Origin of the sequence: Stenotrophomonas sp. RS-48 (genome assembly GCF_030053245.1) — a bacterium.
In the GTDB taxonomy this organism is placed as follows: Bacteria; Pseudomonadota; Gammaproteobacteria; order Xanthomonadales; family Xanthomonadaceae; genus Stenotrophomonas; species Stenotrophomonas maltophilia_P.
Map to the genome: position 1 here is coordinate 115,453 of NZ_JASGBV010000009.1, position 15,000 is coordinate 130,452.

The following is a 15,000-nucleotide window of genomic DNA, read 5'->3' on the forward strand; positions in this document are numbered from 1 at the left end:
GAGAGCCCCCATGACCCGCCCTGATCTCGATTCCCTGCTGCCGCGCCTGCACGATCTGCGCGCCGCCCTGGCCCGTGCCGTGGTCGGCCAGCACACGGTGGTCGAGCAGCTGCTGATCGGACTGCTGGCCGGCGGCCACTGCCTGCTGGAAGGCGCGCCCGGCCTGGGCAAGACCCTGCTGGTGCGTTCGCTGGGGCAGGCGCTGGAGCTGCAGTTCCGACGCGTGCAGTTCACGCCGGACCTGATGCCCAGCGACATTCTGGGTACCGAGCTGCTGGAGGAAGACCACGGCACCGGCCATCGTCATTTCCGCTTCCAGCAGGGGCCGGTCTTCACCAATCTGCTGCTGGCGGATGAGCTCAACCGCACGCCACCCAAGACCCAGGCCGCGCTGCTGGAAGCCATGCAGGAACGCACCGTCAGCTATGCCGGCACCACCTATGCGCTGCCCGCGCCGTTCTTCGTGCTGGCCACGCAGAATCCGATCGAACAGGCCGGTACCTATCCGCTGCCGGAGGCCCAGCTGGACCGCTTCCTGCTGCACGTCCTGGTCGATTACCCGAGCGAGGCCGAGGAGCGCCAGATCCTGGAACAGACCACCGGCGGTGCCGGCGAGGCGGTGCCGAAGGTGATGGACGCCGCCGCGGTCATCGCCCTGCAGGCGGCAGTGCGCCAGGTGCACGTCAGCCCCGATGTGCTGGCCTGGATCACGCGGCTGGTGCGTGCCAGCCGACCCGGGCCGGAAGCGCCCGCGGCGATCAACCAGTGGGTGAAGTGGGGTGCGGGACCACGCGCCGGACAGTCGCTGGTGCTCGCGGCCAAGGCGCGCGCGTTGCTGCAGGGCCGCTTCGCCGCCACCCGCGAGGACGTGCAGGCCCTGGCTGCACCGGTGATGCGCCACCGCCTGCTGCTGTCGTTCGCCGCCGAAGCCGAACAGAAGCGCGCCGACGACGTGGTCGCCGCCCTGCTGCACGCCGTGCCGTTCCCGGGGTGATCCACGCGTGAGTGCTGGCACGCTGGTCCTGCCTCCCGAACTGCGAGCGCGCCTGCGCGCACTGCGGTTGCGGCCACGTCTGGCCAGCGGCGCGAGCGGCATCGGCCAGCACGCGAGCCGCAGTCGTGGCGCCGGCCTGGAATTCGCCCAGTACCGCGCCTACGAACCCGGCGATGAACTGCGCCAGATCGACTGGAAACTGTACGCGCGCTCGGACCGCTTCTTCGTGCGCGAGTCGGAGCGCGAAAGCCCGATCACGGTATGGCTGCTGCTCGATGCCACCGCATCGGCCGGCCAGTCCGACCGTGGCGCGCCGGCACGCAGCCGCCTGGATCACATGCGCATGCTGGCCGCCTGTGTCTGCGAGCTGGCACTGCAGCAGGGCGATCATTTCGGCCTGCTGACCGTCACCGGCGACGGCCTGCAGCTGGTACCCGCAGCGCAGGGCGCACGCCAGCGCGACCGCGTGCACCTGCAACTGCATGCCCTGCAGCCACGAGGCGGCTGGCCCGCCCGTGACACGCTGCGCCCGCTGTGGGAGCGCGTTCGCCCGGGCGACCTGCTGCTGGCCATCGGCGATGGCTTTGATGACGCCGGCATCGTGCTGCTGGAGCAGCTGGCCAGTGCACGCCGCGAGGTACTGCTGCTGCAGGTGCTGACCGCTGACGAGCGCGACTTCCCGTTCGATGCCGGCCACCGGTTCCGTGACCCTGAAACCGGCGAGGAACTGCTCGGCGATGGCGCGGCGATCCGCGCCGACTACCTGCAGCGTTTCACTGCTGCACACACGGCACTGCACCTGCGGCTGCAGGCCAGTGGCATCGCCAGTGCCACCGGCTGGCTCGATCAACCGGTGGACCAGCCGCTGCAGGCGCTGTTCGGCCGCGGGGGCGGCGCGTGAGCCTGCTGTTTCCGCTCGGGCTGGCCGCACTGGCGGCGTGGCTGCTGCCGCTGCTGATCCATCTCGCGCGTCGCCATCCCTACACGCCGTTGGACTTCGCCGCGCTGCGCTGGCTGCGTGCACGGATCCGCCCGCGCCAGCGCGTCCGCTTCGATGACTGGCCGCTGCTGCTGGTGCGGTTGCTGCTGCTTGCCGCGCTGGCCGTGCTGCTGGCGCGGCCGGCATTGACCGGACCGGCGCCGGCTACCGGCGCATGGACGGTCGTCGCACCCGGTCTGGATGCGACCGCGCTGCATGCCGGCGCTCCTGCCGACGACGACAACTGGCGCTGGCTTGCGCCCGGATTCCCCACCATCGACCAGCCACCACCGGCCACGGATGTGGCCCTGCCCAGCCTGCTGCGCGAACTGGATGCGAAGCTGCCGACCGGCACCGCGCTGACCGTGCACGTGCCCGATCCGCTGCCCGGCCTCGACGGCATGCGCCTGCAGCTCTCGCGGGCGGTGCAATGGCAGACACATCCCCGTGCGACCGCTGCAACGGCCGCGCCCACCCCGCTGCCGCAACTGCGCATGCACGCTGATGCCCCGGCCGCAGCACAGCGCTGGCTGGCTGCGCTGCAGCGCGCATGGGGCACCCGATCACCCGCGCCCGCCTTGCCTGCGGATGCGCTGCCCGCTTCGGGTGAAGTCGGTGTCTGGAGCCGCGCCGATGCGCTGCCCGCTCACTGGCAGGCATGGCTGCAGGACGGTGGCAGCGTGCTGACCGCCGCCCGGCCGGCAGCGGATGCACGCCCGCTGCTGCGCGACGCCGAAGGCGCGACGCTGCTGTGGCAGCAGCGCGTTGGCCACGGCCGCCTGCTGTTCCTGCCCGGCGAATGGAATGCCGCAGGCAATGCCGCGCTGCGCGATGCCCGCCTGCCGCACACCCTGCTGCAGGCGTTGCAACCCGCGCCACCGCCGCGCTCAGGCGATGCGCAGGATCACGCACCGCGCCAGGTCGCCCTGCCGGCTGCCGCGCCTGCCGTGCGTGAGCCCACCGCCTGGCTGCTGCTGGCCATCGTGTTGTTGTTTGCACTGGAGCGCTGGATGGCCAGCAGCGCGCGGCGGAGGCTGCCCGCATGACGATGCTGCAACGCGCCTGGCAGCGCGCTCGGCGCCGCAGCGGCGCCATCACTCTGCTGCTGGGACTGCCGTGGGCGCTGGCCACGACCACACTTGCACTGCGCCTGGGCGATTTCGATATCGCCTGCATCGTTGCGACGGCCACTCTGCTCGCCTGCACGGTGCTGGCCACGGTCCGTGCCCGCCGCCTGGACCGCCACTGGGTGCAGCGCCGGCTTGACGGCAGCGGGGCCAGCGAAGACAGCGCCGACCTGCTGTTCGCCGATCCTGCCGCACTCAATCCGCTGCAGCAGCGCCAGCGCGACCATGTGCAGGCCGCGCTCGAACGCGCCATGCCGGAACTGCGTCCGCGCTGGCCGCGCGGCGCGTTGCTGCTGTGCTGGGTCGGAGGGATCGCCGTCGCACTGCTTGCGTTGGGCTGGCCACGGTCCGGTCCGTCCATGCAGGGCGTGTCCTCGTCGCGCCCCGCTGCCCCGGCAGTTGTGGGCCCGTTGCAGCTGCAGTCCACCCGCTTGCGCATCGAGGCTCCGGCCTATACGGGTCAACCACCCCGTAACCAGAACGCACTCGATGCCAAGGTCGCCGCCGACAGCCGCCTGTCCTGGTCGCTGCGCTTTGATCGTGCGCCCCGCAGCGCATGGCTGCAGTTCCACGATGGCCGGCGCGTACCGCTGAACGAGCGCGACGGCCACTGGCAGGCGCAGGATGTGGCCCGTGCACCGGTGCTGTACCGCGTGGTCAGCGAACCGGCACTGGCCACGACACGCCTGTACCGCCTGGACGTGGTGGCGGACCGTGCCCCGACCGTACGCGTGCTGGAGCCCGCTGCCAGCCTGGTACTGGGCACGCCCGGGCAGCGCCAGTGGGCACTGCGCTTCGAGGCCAGCGACGATCACGGCGTGGCCACGCAGGCCCGCCTGTCGATCACCCTCACCCAGGGCAGCGGCGAGAACATCACCTTCGTCCAGCGCAGCGTGACGCTCACCGGCAGTGGCGAAGCAACGGCGCGACGGTTCGCTCACACGCTGGATCTGGGTGCACTGGGAGCGCAGCCCGGCAACGATGTGATCGCGCAGCTGGAAGTGCGCGACAACCATGCCCCGACGCCCCAGACCGGCCGCAGCAGCAGCGTGATCCTGCGCCTGCCCAGCAGCGAGGCGGTGCTGGGCGCTGAGCTGGAAGGCCGCATCAAGAAGACCCTGCCGGCCTACTTCCGCAGCCAACGGCAGATCATCCTCGATGCGGAGGCGCTGATCCGCCAGCGGCGCAGCCTGGCCGCCGATGACTTCGTCAAGCGCAGCGACGCCATCGGCGTCGACCAGCGCATCCTGCGCCTGCGCTACGGCCAGTTCCTTGGCGAAGAGAGCGAAGGCGCGCCGAAGCCACCGCCGACCAGCGACCTGCCCACCAGTGACATCCCCACCGCAGACGACCACGACGGCGATCACGACCATGATCACGACCACGCGGCGCAGCCGCAGACCGGCGACCACGACGCGCATGGCCACGACCACGGCGGCAACGCAGGCAACGCCGATACGCCACCGGTGTTCGGCAGCGCCACGGACGTGCTGACCGAGTATGGCCACACGCACGACCACGCCGAGGCGGCGACCCTGCTCGATCCGCAGACCCGCGCGACGTTGAAGGCGGCACTCGAGCAGATGTGGGCCTCCGAAGGCGAGCTGCGCCAGGGGCGCCCGGAGCAGGCGCTGCCCTACGCCTACAAGGCATTGGGATTCATCAAGCAGGTCCAGCAGGCCGAACGCATCTACCTGGCCCGCGTCGGCCCGGAACTGCCGCCGATCGATGAGGGCCGGCGCCTGGGCGGCGACCGCGCCGGGCTGGCCAGCCGACAGCTGCCACTGACGGCACGCACGGCACCGGACCCGGCCATCGTCGAGGCCTGGCAGCGACTGGGCGACGGCGACGGCACGCCGGATCTGGACGCGCTGGCGGGCTGGCAGCAGCGCAATGCGACCTACCTGCCCGACGCGCTCGACCTGGCGGCCGCCATCGAACAGTTGCGCATCGAGCCAGGCTGTGCCGACTGCCGGCAGCGCCTGCGGTCACAGCTGTGGAGGGCGCTGCAGCGCCCCGTGCCGCAGGCCACACGTCGCAGCACGGCCGATGCGATGGGGCAGCGATACCTGGATGCACTGGAGGCGCAGCCATGAACCTGTCGGCACCGGCTCTGTGGGTCGCGCTTGTCCTGGTGCTGATCGTGTTCGTCGCCAGCGCGCGCCAGCTGCGCGCACCGGCGCGACCGCGTGGCCCGCTGTTGGCCGTGCTCGGCCTGCAGGTCATCGCCGCTGCACTGCTGTACGCATGCCTGCTGCCGCCCGCACGGCAGCAGCCCGCTGCGGGCCTGGTGGTGCTGGGTGCCGATGCCGGAAGGGCCAGCGCGCAGCCGGCAAGCGAGGGACCGCTCATCCTGTTGCCCGAAGCCGCCCAGGTGCCGGGCGCGACGCGTGTGCCGGACCTGGCGACCGCGCTGCGCCAGCATCCCTCGACGCGGCTGACCCTGGTCGGCGCCGGCCTGGAGGCACGCGACCGCGACGCCACGCTGCCCGCGCAGGTCCATTGGCAGGCACCGCCCGCCCCTCGCGGCTGGACCGCGCTGCAGCTGCCCGCGGATGTCGCCCCTGGCGCGCGCTTCGACGTGCAGGCGCAGGCCCGCGGCGTCCCCCGCGCACAGGCTGAGCTGCTGGACCCGGCTGACACGGTGATCGACCGCGCCCCGCTGACCGAGGACGGACGGGTACGACTGAGTGGCGTGGCCCGTGCCGAAGGCCGCAGCGTGTTCCGCCTGCGCCTGCTGGATGGCGAAGGCCATGTCGTCGATACCGTTCCCGTACCCCAGCAGACCCTGCCGGCCACGCGGGTCCGCCTGCAGATCCGCGCCGGCACGCCGGGACCCGAACTGAAATACCTGCGACGCTGGGCCACCGATGCCGGCATCGACGTGCAGATGCAGGCCGACACGGGCGCCGGCCTCAGCATCAGCGAAGGTCAGGTCGGTCTGGACGCGGCATCATTGGCGCGCACCGACCTGCTGCTGCTGGACGAGCGCAGCCTGGCCACGCTGGGGAGTGGCCAGCTCGCAGCGGTGCGCCAGGCCATGCACGAGGGCCTGGGTGTGCTGGTCCGCAGTGCCGGCGTGCCATCGGCCGGAGCGCGGCAACGCCTGCGTGAGCTCGGCCTGCCCGTGCAGGGCGATGGCGCCAGCCGCAGCGTCACGCTGCCCGGCGATGGTGACAGCGCGATGCTGGCAGCCCGACGCGGTCCGCTGGCGTCCGGCACGCTGCCCACCCGCGATGGCGAAGAGGCTGATCGTGATTCGCATGCCGCCGCGCTGCCCACCTTGGAACAGCTTGCCCTGCAGGTGCCTGCCACCACCGCACTGCTGCACGACCGCAGTGGCGCTGCCATCGGAGGCTGGCGCGATGCCGGCAAGGGCCGCATCGGCCTGCTGCCGCTGACCGACACGTGGCGCTGGGTGCTGGCCGGCCGCGACGATCGCCATGGCGAGCTGTGGAGCGATGTGGTCGGCACCCTGGCGCGCGCGCAGGGCGGCAGCACCGCGCCGTGGTCGCCGCAGCCGATCGCGTGGGCCGGGGAACGACAGGCCCTGTGCGATGTGCAGGCGCCGTTGCAGGTGTTCGACACACGGGGCGCGTCGGTGGCGCTGATCGTGGACGGCGGCACCGGCAGCGCACGCTGTGCCGGCTGGTGGCCACGCGAGGCCGGTTGGCACCGGCTGCAGCAGGGCGAGCGCTCCTACTGGCGCTATGTGTTCGACAGGACGGATGCGGCGGCGCTGCACCGGCAGGGAATGATCGATGCGACGGCGCAGGCCCTGGCCACCTCCGCACCGGTCAAGGCACAGGCGACACAGCCCGTGCCGGGATCACGCTGGCCATGGTGGCTGGCCTTCGTGCTGTGTGCGTCGCTGCTGTGGTGGCTGGAACGGCGGCCGCCCGGCGTTGCCCGTACGGCATAGCTTCCCCCCATCCTTCGCTCACTTCAGCGGCGGTGCACCACCGCAACCCTCCTGCTGCGCACAGAACTGCAGCGCGCGACGCTGCTGTTCCGCGCTCAGTTCCGGCGGTGGCCGGGCGATGGCGGACTGGATCTGATCCGGCCCCCCGGTGATCTTGTTCAAGCCCTTGCCCGCCGCCAGCAAGCCCTTGACCACGCCCATCATCACGTAGCCGCCGGCCATGCTCACCTGCTCGGGCGTCGGCGGTTCACTCCAGTTGCGGCTGAAGCGGTTGTTCTCGATCTTCACCGGGTTCCTGAAGCGGTACAGATCCAGTGGCTGATCGTCTTCAGGCTTCAGCGCGCGCACTTCACCGAGGGTGGTGACGTTGCCCTGCGCGGGCGTGCCCTCGGTGGTCGCGACAGGCTCCGGTGGTGCGGCGACGGTCTGCCCGGGTTCGGGCACCGCCGATATGGGTGATGGCGCCTGCTGCGCCTGCGCGGTACCGGCCAGCACTAGGCCGGCCAGAAGTGCTCCCTGCGTTGCTCGTCGTGCCACCCCTACCGCCCCTGTTGGTTGCGTCCTTCGCCTGAGGATACGGATGGCGGCTTCAGATTTCGTTGGAACGGCGCGCGCTGTTCAGCCCGCGCTGAAGTGGACTGCACGTCCGCGCCCGCGAGGTGCACGTGTCATTTGTTCGAGGCGGGCCAGCCCGTTGTTCCGGCGCACGCGGCAGGCGTTTCACTGGATTCGACGTCCGGTTGCCGCCCGCGCACTGAACGGTTCACTCCGTCCCGCTGCGGGGTCTCACATCCTGAGACCCATCTGTGGTGCCATGTGCCCCCCTGGAATCCGTGCACCCATGGCCTACGAACTCGCCAAGCGCACCGCCGACGCGGAGCAGCAACTCGCGACCCGCGACGGTCTGCCCGCCCGCGACGGTGCCCTGCTCAGCGCGCGCCTGCAGCGCCGCTACCACGACCGCATCACCGGCAGCTTTGCCATCCCCGGCCGCGAGGGCCGCTATGCGCCCATTCCGGAATCGGTACCGCCGGCCCTTGCCGCCGCATTGAAGGCACGTGGCATCGAACAGCTGTACAGCCACCAGGCCGAGTCCTGGGAGGCCAGCCAGCGCGGCGAGCATGTGGCCATCGTCACCCCGACCGCCAGCGGCAAGTCGCTGTGCTACACCCTGCCGGTGGTCAGCGCGGCCATGCAGGACAACGCCAAGGCGCTGTACCTGTTCCCCACCAAGGCGCTGGCGCAGGACCAGGTGGCCGAACTGCTGGAGCTCAACCGCGCCGGCGATCTCGGGGTGAAGGCGTTCACCTTCGATGGCGACACGCCCGGGGACGCACGGCAGGCGATCCGCCTGCATGGCGATATCGTGGTATCCAATCCCGACATGCTGCACCAGGCGATCCTGCCGCATCACACCAAGTGGGCGCAGTTCTTCGAGAACCTGCGCTACATCGTCATCGACGAAGTGCATACCTACCGCGGCGTGTTCGGCAGCCATGTCACCAACGTACTGCGCCGGCTCAAGCGCATCTGTGCGTTCTATGGCGTGCAACCCCAGTTCATCCTGTGCTCGGCCACCATCGGCAATCCGCAGGCACATGCCGAGGCCCTGATCGAAGCACCGGTCACCGCCATCACCGAGTCCGGTGCGCCCAGCGGACCGAAGCAGGTGCTGTTGTGGAACCCGCCGGTCATCAACCCGGACCTGGGCCTGCGTGCATCGGCGCGTTCGCAGAGCAACCGCATCGCCCGCATCGCGATCAAGTCCGGCCTCAAGACCCTGGTGTTCGCGCAGACGCGGCTGATGGTCGAAGTGCTCACCAAGTACCTGAAGGACATCTTCGACCACGATCCGCGCAAGCCACCGCGCATCCGCGCCTATCGCGGCGGTTACCTGCCCACCGAGCGTCGCGAGACCGAACGCGCCATGCGCGCGGGCAGCATCGATGGCATCGTCAGCACCTCGGCGCTGGAGCTGGGCGTGGATATCGGCAGCCTGGACGTGGTGATCCTCAACGGCTATCCGGGCAGCGTGGCCGCCACCTGGCAGCGTTTCGGCCGCGCCGGACGCCGCCAGCAGCCCGCGCTGGGCGTGATGGTGGCCAGTTCGCAGCCACTGGACCAGTACGTGGTACGCCATCCGGACTTCTTCGCCGAAGCCTCGCCCGAACATGCGCGCATCGCCCCGGACCAGCCACTGATCCTGTTCGACCACATCCGCTGCGCGGCATTCGAGCTGCCGTTCCGGGTCGGCGATGGCTTCGGCCCGATCGATCCGGAGGTGTTCCTGGAAGCCCTGGCCGAGACCGACGTGGTCCATCGCGAAGGCGAGCGCTGGGAGTGGATCGCCGACAGCTATCCGGCCAACGCGGTGAGCCTGCGCGCGGTGGCCGACGGCAACTTCGTGGTGGTCGACCGCAGCGACGGCCGCCAGCAGATCATCGCCGAGGTCGATTACTCCGCCGCCGCGCTGACCCTGTACGAGGGCGCCATCCACATGGTGCAGTCCACGCCGTACCAGGTGGAGACGCTGGACTGGGAGGGGCGCAAGGCCTACGTCACCCGCACCCACGTGGACTACTACACCGACAGCATCGACTTCACCAAGCTCAAGGTGCTGGATCGTTTCGACGGCGGCGTGGCCGGGCGCGGCGATTCGCACCACGGCGAGGTGCACGTGGTGCGCCGCGTGGCCGGCTACAAGAAGATCCGGTACTACACCCACGAGAACATCGGCTACGGCCCGGTCAACCTGCCCGACCAGGAACTGCACACCACCGCAGTGTGGTGGCAGCTCCCGCAGGCGCTGCTGCTGCGTGCGTTCGCCAGCCGGCAGGACGCGCTGGATGGCTTCCTGGGTGCCGCCTACGCGCTGCACATCGTCGCTACGGTGGCGGTGATGGCCGACGCACGCGATCTGCAGAAGTCGGTCGGCAATGGCGACGGTGCATGGTTCGCGGTCGCCGACCAGAGCGGCCGCGGCCAGCTGCGCGGCAGCGATGGCGATCCGGGCGCGGTCGAGCTGCTGCAGGTGTTCGTGCCGACCGTGTACCTGTACGACAACTTCCCGGGTGGCGTCGGCCTGAGCGAACCCCTGTGGCAGCGCCAGGCGGAGCTGGTGCAGCGCGCGCGCGAACTCGTGCAGCGCTGCGACTGCACGGCGGGCTGTCCGGCCTGCGTCGGCCCGGTACTGGCGGCGCAGGAGGAGGACGAGACCTCGCCGCGCGCACTGGCATTGCGCGTGCTGGACCTGTTCGATGCCGACGCCTGCCAGCACGTGCCCGATGCGGTGCCCGCCACCCGTGGCGCCGTGGAGCTGCTGGCACCGTGAGCCTGAGCCTGGACAAGCTGCGTCTGCTGCGGAAGCAGGCGGGCGACCCGAAGGCCGGGCCGCCGGCTGTCACGGCGGCGGCGCCCGCAGCGGTCGTCCCGGCAGCGGCCAATGATGCACGGCAGCCACCGGCCGAACGCTCGGTATTCGCCTGGGTTGAACAGGAGATCCGCCACAAGCCGACCGGTCCGGCTGCCATGACACCCGCCCCCACCACGCCACCGTTGCGGCAGCCCCACGTCGGCAGCCTGCATCGCCTGCTGGGATTGCGCACACGCGGCAGCGCAGCGCCCCTGCACGCGACCGCACAGGATCGGCGGCTGCCGGGCGAGGAGATCTCGCCAGGCCTGTTCCTGATCGAATCCCTGCAGCCGCAGCCGGTTCCGAAGGTTCCCCTGTCGCTGGCGTTCGCCCGGCGCGAGAACGAGCACGTGGCCGCGCACGACCTGCTGTTCTTCGATACCGAGACCACCGGGCTGGCCGGCGGCACCGGTACCCGCGCCTTCATGATCGGTGCTGCCGACTGGTACACCTGCCCGCAGCGCGGCGAAGGCCTGCGCATCCGCCAGCTGCTGATATCGACGATGGCTGCCGAAGAGGCGATGCTGGCCACCTTCGCCGGCTGGCTGCAGCCCTCCACGGTGTTCTGCAGCTACAACGGCCGCAGCTACGATGCGCCCCTGCTGAAGGCGCGCTACCGGCTGGCGCGCCAGCGCGACCCGATCAGTGCCCTGGACCATGTCGACCTGCTGTATCCCACCCGCCGCCGCTATCGCGGCACCTGGGAGAACTGCAGGCTGTCCACCATCGAGCGCCAGCTTCTGCGCGTGATCCGCGAAGACGATCTGCCGGGATCGGAGGCACCGGGCGCGTGGCTGCGGTTCCTGCGCGGCGGCGACGCGGTGAACCTGCGCCGGGTGGCCGATCACAATCACCAGGACGTGGTGACCCTGGCCCTGCTGCTGCAGCGGCTGGTCCGCGAGGAAGCACAGGAGCGCGAACTGCTCGCCCTGCAGGCGCCGCCCGGCATGGCCTGAGCCGGGTCCTGCGCGTTCGCGGACGGTGTCACTTTACGACTGAATGCGATGGGGTTGGCAGAATGATGCCCTGCCGCTGGACCCCCAGGCGGCCCCGCCGGAGACTGGCGCGGCTCACGACACGGAGGTTCCATGAGCACCCAGGTCCCGGGCTCCCAGCTGCGCTCCCTTGCTGCCCTGCTGGCCGGCACGGAGGCGTCCAGCACGCTGGCCGCATTCCATGGCGAGGACCAGGCGGCGCTGCTGGCCCGGCTGGATGACGGGCAACTGGCCAGCCTGCTGCCGATGGCTCTGGGGTGCGACGGCCTGCCGCTCACGGATAGCGCGCGCCAGTGGGCGCACCGCATTCTCGACGCCGACGCGCAGCGGCAGCCCCGTCTTACCGTTGCGATCTGCGCCGCTGCACTGCTGCGCTTGTCCCGGCGCAGCACCGGTACACGGTCGGGCGCGCTTCGTCCGGTCGATGGCGTGGCCCTGCTTGCGCGCTGCACCGAGCCCGGCCACGAGCGGCTGCAGGCGCCCGCGCTGGCATTGCTGCAGCACTGCGGGCTGCACGCCGGGGCAAGCGTCGAAGCCGGCAGCGATGCACTGGCGCTGCTGGCATTGGCGCGCTGTGCCGGTGCCGATGGCAGCGGAACGCTGGCCTCGCTGCTGGACGGCTGCAGCGCGCACCCGCTGCTGCGTGATGAACTGCGCCTGGTGGCGCACTGGCCGTTGCAGGACCTGTTGCGCCATGCCCGCATCGCCGAGCTGTACCCCACCGAGGCCGACATCGATCCGGCACCCGCCGATCTGCAGCCACTGAGCGAACACGACACCTACCTGCAGTTCGCCGAGCACGCATTGCAGCAGGCAGCGCAGCGCCTGCAGGCGATCCACAGTGGCCAGGCGCCCTACATCGCTGACCGTGCCTTCAGCATCGCCGAAGCCGGTGTGCTCTGGCGTGCCACGCGCGCGGCACTGGAATGCGATGCGCCCTGGCTGCGGCCCTTGCTGGCGCAGGTGCTGCCACCGGTGTGCGTTGCCCCGACCGCCGCCCGGACCCTGCCCTCGCAATCGGTGGCGGTGGCGCTGGCCAAGGCGGTCAATGCGATGCCCACCCCCGAGGCCATCGCCGCGCTGGCGCTGGCGCGGTCGCAGGTGCGCCATGCCGGTATCGCGCGGAAGCTGGACCGCCATCTGGCCGCCGCCGAACGCCGCCTCGCACAGCGCCCGCAACTGCTGCTGCGCCTGCCGGTCATTGCCGCCGGCAGGCGCTCACTGGCCAGCCTGGCCCGTGCCCTGGAGGCCACGTTCGTGCTGGGCGGCGAGTGGGCACTGCAGGACTGGCGCGACGCGTGCCGGCAACCGGCATTGGCCACCCTGCTGCAGGGCCTGGTCTGGCAGCTCGCGGATGCGCGCGGGCACTGGATCGATGCGATGCCGGTGGACGGCGCAGAGGCGTTCGCCGATGCGCATGGCATCGTGGTCGCGTTGCAGGGCCGCAACCGCCTGCGCCTGTGGCATCCCGCCCGCAGCCAACCCCATCTGCGCGCCGCCTGGCGCGCGCGGCTGATCGAGCAGCGCTGCCGGCAACCGCTTCGCCAGGTGTTCCGCGAACACTATCTGGACGCCCGCGGCGAACCCGCCGATACCGCTGCATTCAATGGGCTGACGCTGTCGGTGGCGACCTTGGCCGGGCTGGCCCGTCGGCAAGGCTGGCACGGCGATGACGGCGGCCAGCTGATGTTGGCCAAAGGCCCGTGGCGGATCGGCTGGCAGCTGTCAGCACCGCTGTCGCATGGCCTTGCCGGTGAGATCCGCAGCGGCCGCGTCCAGTTCCAGCGGCAGCATCGCGACGCGTGGCAACCGGTGCAGGCGCGCGAGCTGCCCGCAGTGGTGGCGTCCGAACTGCTGCGCGAACTCGACCTGCTGGCCAGTACCTGCGCATGCGGTGGCGAGGGCATGCCACTGCCGCCGGCCCGCATGGTCCGCTTGCGCGGGCGAACCCTGGAGCATCTGCTGGCCGCTCATCCGCAGCGTGACCTGATGACCTTCCAGCGCCGCCATGTGCAGGTCGGCCACTACAGGCTGCACCTGGCCACCGCCCGCGCCAGCCTTGCCGGGCAGACGCTGGCCCTGCCGGACCTGCCGGCGCGGCCACGCCGCTGGCTGCCTTACGATGACGCCGTGCTGGCGCAGCTGCTGGGCCGCATCGAACAGCTCGCCGAACGGGTATTGACGCCCCCTGAAGCCCCGATCGATGAGACTGTCGGCTCCTGATGCGTGGAGAATCCGCGATGCGTTCCAGTCTCTGGTTGATGCTCGGTTGTACCCTGCCGCTGGCCGCCTGCAGCCATGCGGGCGGCAGTGCAGGCAGTGGCAGCAGCAGCGATCCTGCACCCCGGCCTCCGCATGTCGCAGGAAGCCCGCAGCGATGCAAACCGGAAAAGCTGGAGGGGCTGGCAGGCAGGGCCGCCGACGAGGCCACGGTGAAGCAGGTGGTTGAAGCCAGTGGTGCACGCACGGCGCGGGTGGTGAAGCCCGGCATGGCGGTGACCATGGATTTCCGCGAGGACCGGGTCACCATCGAGGTCGACGCGCAGAACCGGATCGTGCGCGCCAACTGCGGTTGAGCCGCTAACGCCGGGCCGGGCCCGGCGGTTTCCATCCGCATGCACGTCGCTGGGCACGCCGGGCATGGCCCGGCGCTACCGCCGCTTCACAGCTGCTGGGCCTTGCCATTGGCCAGCGCACGGGCGATCACCTGCTGCGCCTGTCGCGAGGCCTGCTCGTGCAGGCGTGCCTGGCGTTCGCCGAGCGCGGCCTGCTGGCTGCCCAGCGCCGCCTGGCGGCTGGCCAGCGCGGCCTGCTCTCCGGCCAGCCGACCCATCTCGCTGCTCCGCCCCGACTGGCGTTCGTCATCACGAGCAGCCTGAAGGGCGCGCCGCGCTTCAGCGGCGGCCTGCCGCGCGAGCGCTGCATCGTCGACCGAGTCACGCGCGGCCCTGGCCGCTTCGGCCGCCGCTTCACGATTGATGTCATGGGCAGCCATCGCACTGCGCGCGGTGCGCATCGCATCCTGCGCGATCTGGCGTGCATGTTCGCTCTGCAACCGGCCCAGTTCACCCTGCCGACGGCCGAGCTCGCCCTGCTGGCGACCCAGCACGCTCTGCTGGCGTCCCAGTTCGCCCTGCTGACGGCCCAGTTCCGCCGCGCCGGCATAGGCACGTTGCAGTGACTGCACCAGCATCGGATCACGCACCACGTAGCGCTTGTCACCCTGGCGGAACCACAGTGCCGGTCCCTTGCCGAGCTGCCTGCGGGCCTGCGCCACGTCATCGATGCCGCCATTGGCGAAGGTCGAATCCCCATCCACCAGCACGTAGGCCTGGCGCGGCGACTCGCCCAGATCCAACGTCCCGTAGGTAGTGATGGAGGTGCCGGTAGAGGTCATGCCGTCATGGTCCTCGTCCACGTCGGTCCCATCGTCGAAGGCCCCCACATCGGCATCATCGGGTCCGGTCACATCGTCCGGCCCGGTCACGTCAGCCGGCGGCGCGGGGGGAACCGGCACGGCCGGCAGGTGCGCCGACGCTGCCGGCGCCGGCGGTGCCTTCGGAGCCGGCGG

10 protein-coding genes and 1 pseudogene are annotated in these 15,000 nt (G+C 70.9%); 9 read left to right on the forward strand and 2 right to left on the reverse strand.

Annotated features, from left to right (window positions below; translation table 11 throughout):
* Positions 1–10: 10 nt before the first annotated feature.
* From QMZ25_RS02375 to QMZ25_RS02395, 5 genes are read left to right on the forward strand one after another with little or no spacing between them, the layout of a single operon-like run.
* Positions 11–994 carry a MoxR family ATPase gene (locus tag QMZ25_RS02375; RefSeq protein ID WP_053515950.1) on the forward strand — a complete coding sequence of 328 codons (984 nt, stop codon included), beginning with the start codon at positions 11–13 and terminating at the stop codon, positions 992–994.
* Between the two features lie 7 nt (positions 995–1,001).
* Positions 1,002–1,895 carry a DUF58 domain-containing protein gene (locus tag QMZ25_RS02380; protein WP_065174124.1) on the forward strand — a complete coding sequence of 298 codons (894 nt, stop codon included), beginning with the start codon at positions 1,002–1,004 and terminating at the stop codon, positions 1,893–1,895.
* A complete protein-coding gene (locus QMZ25_RS02385) occupies positions 1,892–3,019 on the forward strand; it encodes a BatA domain-containing protein (RefSeq protein ID WP_283219063.1) in 1,128 nt (375 codons plus the stop codon). Before QMZ25_RS02380 ends, QMZ25_RS02385 begins: the two co-directional genes overlap by 4 nt.
* Complete coding sequence (locus QMZ25_RS02390) at positions 3,016–5,196, forward strand: hypothetical protein (RefSeq protein WP_283219064.1); 2,181 nt, start codon at positions 3,016–3,018, stop codon at positions 5,194–5,196. Before QMZ25_RS02385 ends, QMZ25_RS02390 begins: the two co-directional genes overlap by 4 nt.
* Positions 5,193–7,022 (forward strand): hypothetical protein, encoded by a 1,830-nt coding sequence (locus QMZ25_RS02395; protein WP_283219065.1) that lies wholly within the window; start codon positions 5,193–5,195, stop codon positions 7,020–7,022. The genes QMZ25_RS02390 and QMZ25_RS02395 overlap by 4 nt, the downstream gene beginning before the upstream one ends.
* 18 nt (positions 7,023–7,040) lie before the next feature.
* Here the strand turns inward: QMZ25_RS02395 and QMZ25_RS02400 are convergent, their stop codons facing one another.
* Complete coding sequence (locus QMZ25_RS02400) at positions 7,041–7,559, reverse strand: hypothetical protein (protein ID WP_229765778.1); 519 nt, start codon at positions 7,557–7,559, stop codon at positions 7,041–7,043.
* Positions 7,560–7,863: 304 nt separating this feature from the next.
* Between QMZ25_RS02400 and QMZ25_RS02405 the strand changes: the two genes are divergently transcribed.
* The 4 genes from QMZ25_RS02405 to QMZ25_RS02420 all read left to right on the forward strand — a co-directional run bounded on the left by QMZ25_RS02405 (position 7,864) and on the right by QMZ25_RS02420 (position 14,005).
* Positions 7,864–10,353: a DEAD/DEAH box helicase gene (locus tag QMZ25_RS02405; protein ID WP_283219066.1), complete on the forward strand. Its 2,490-nt coding sequence runs from the start codon at positions 7,864–7,866 to the stop codon at positions 10,351–10,353.
* Positions 10,350–11,390 (forward strand): ribonuclease H-like domain-containing protein, encoded by a 1,041-nt coding sequence (locus QMZ25_RS02410; RefSeq protein WP_283219067.1) that lies wholly within the window; start codon positions 10,350–10,352, stop codon positions 11,388–11,390. Before QMZ25_RS02405 ends, QMZ25_RS02410 begins: the two co-directional genes overlap by 4 nt.
* A gap of 132 nt (positions 11,391–11,522) precedes the next feature.
* The gene (locus tag QMZ25_RS02415; RefSeq protein WP_283219068.1) at positions 11,523–13,652 is read left to right on the forward strand and encodes a DUF4132 domain-containing protein; all 2,130 of its coding nucleotides are present in this window, start codon (positions 11,523–11,525) and stop codon (positions 13,650–13,652) included.
* A 17-nt stretch (positions 13,653–13,669) separates the two neighbouring features.
* Positions 13,670–14,005 (forward strand): I78 family peptidase inhibitor, encoded by a 336-nt coding sequence (locus tag QMZ25_RS02420; protein WP_283219069.1) that lies wholly within the window; start codon positions 13,670–13,672, stop codon positions 14,003–14,005.
* 86 nt (positions 14,006–14,091) lie between these two features.
* Here the strand turns inward: QMZ25_RS02420 and QMZ25_RS02425 are convergent.
* Positions 14,092–15,000, reverse strand: a pseudogene (locus QMZ25_RS02425) (transmembrane BlaR protein); the annotation flags it as partial.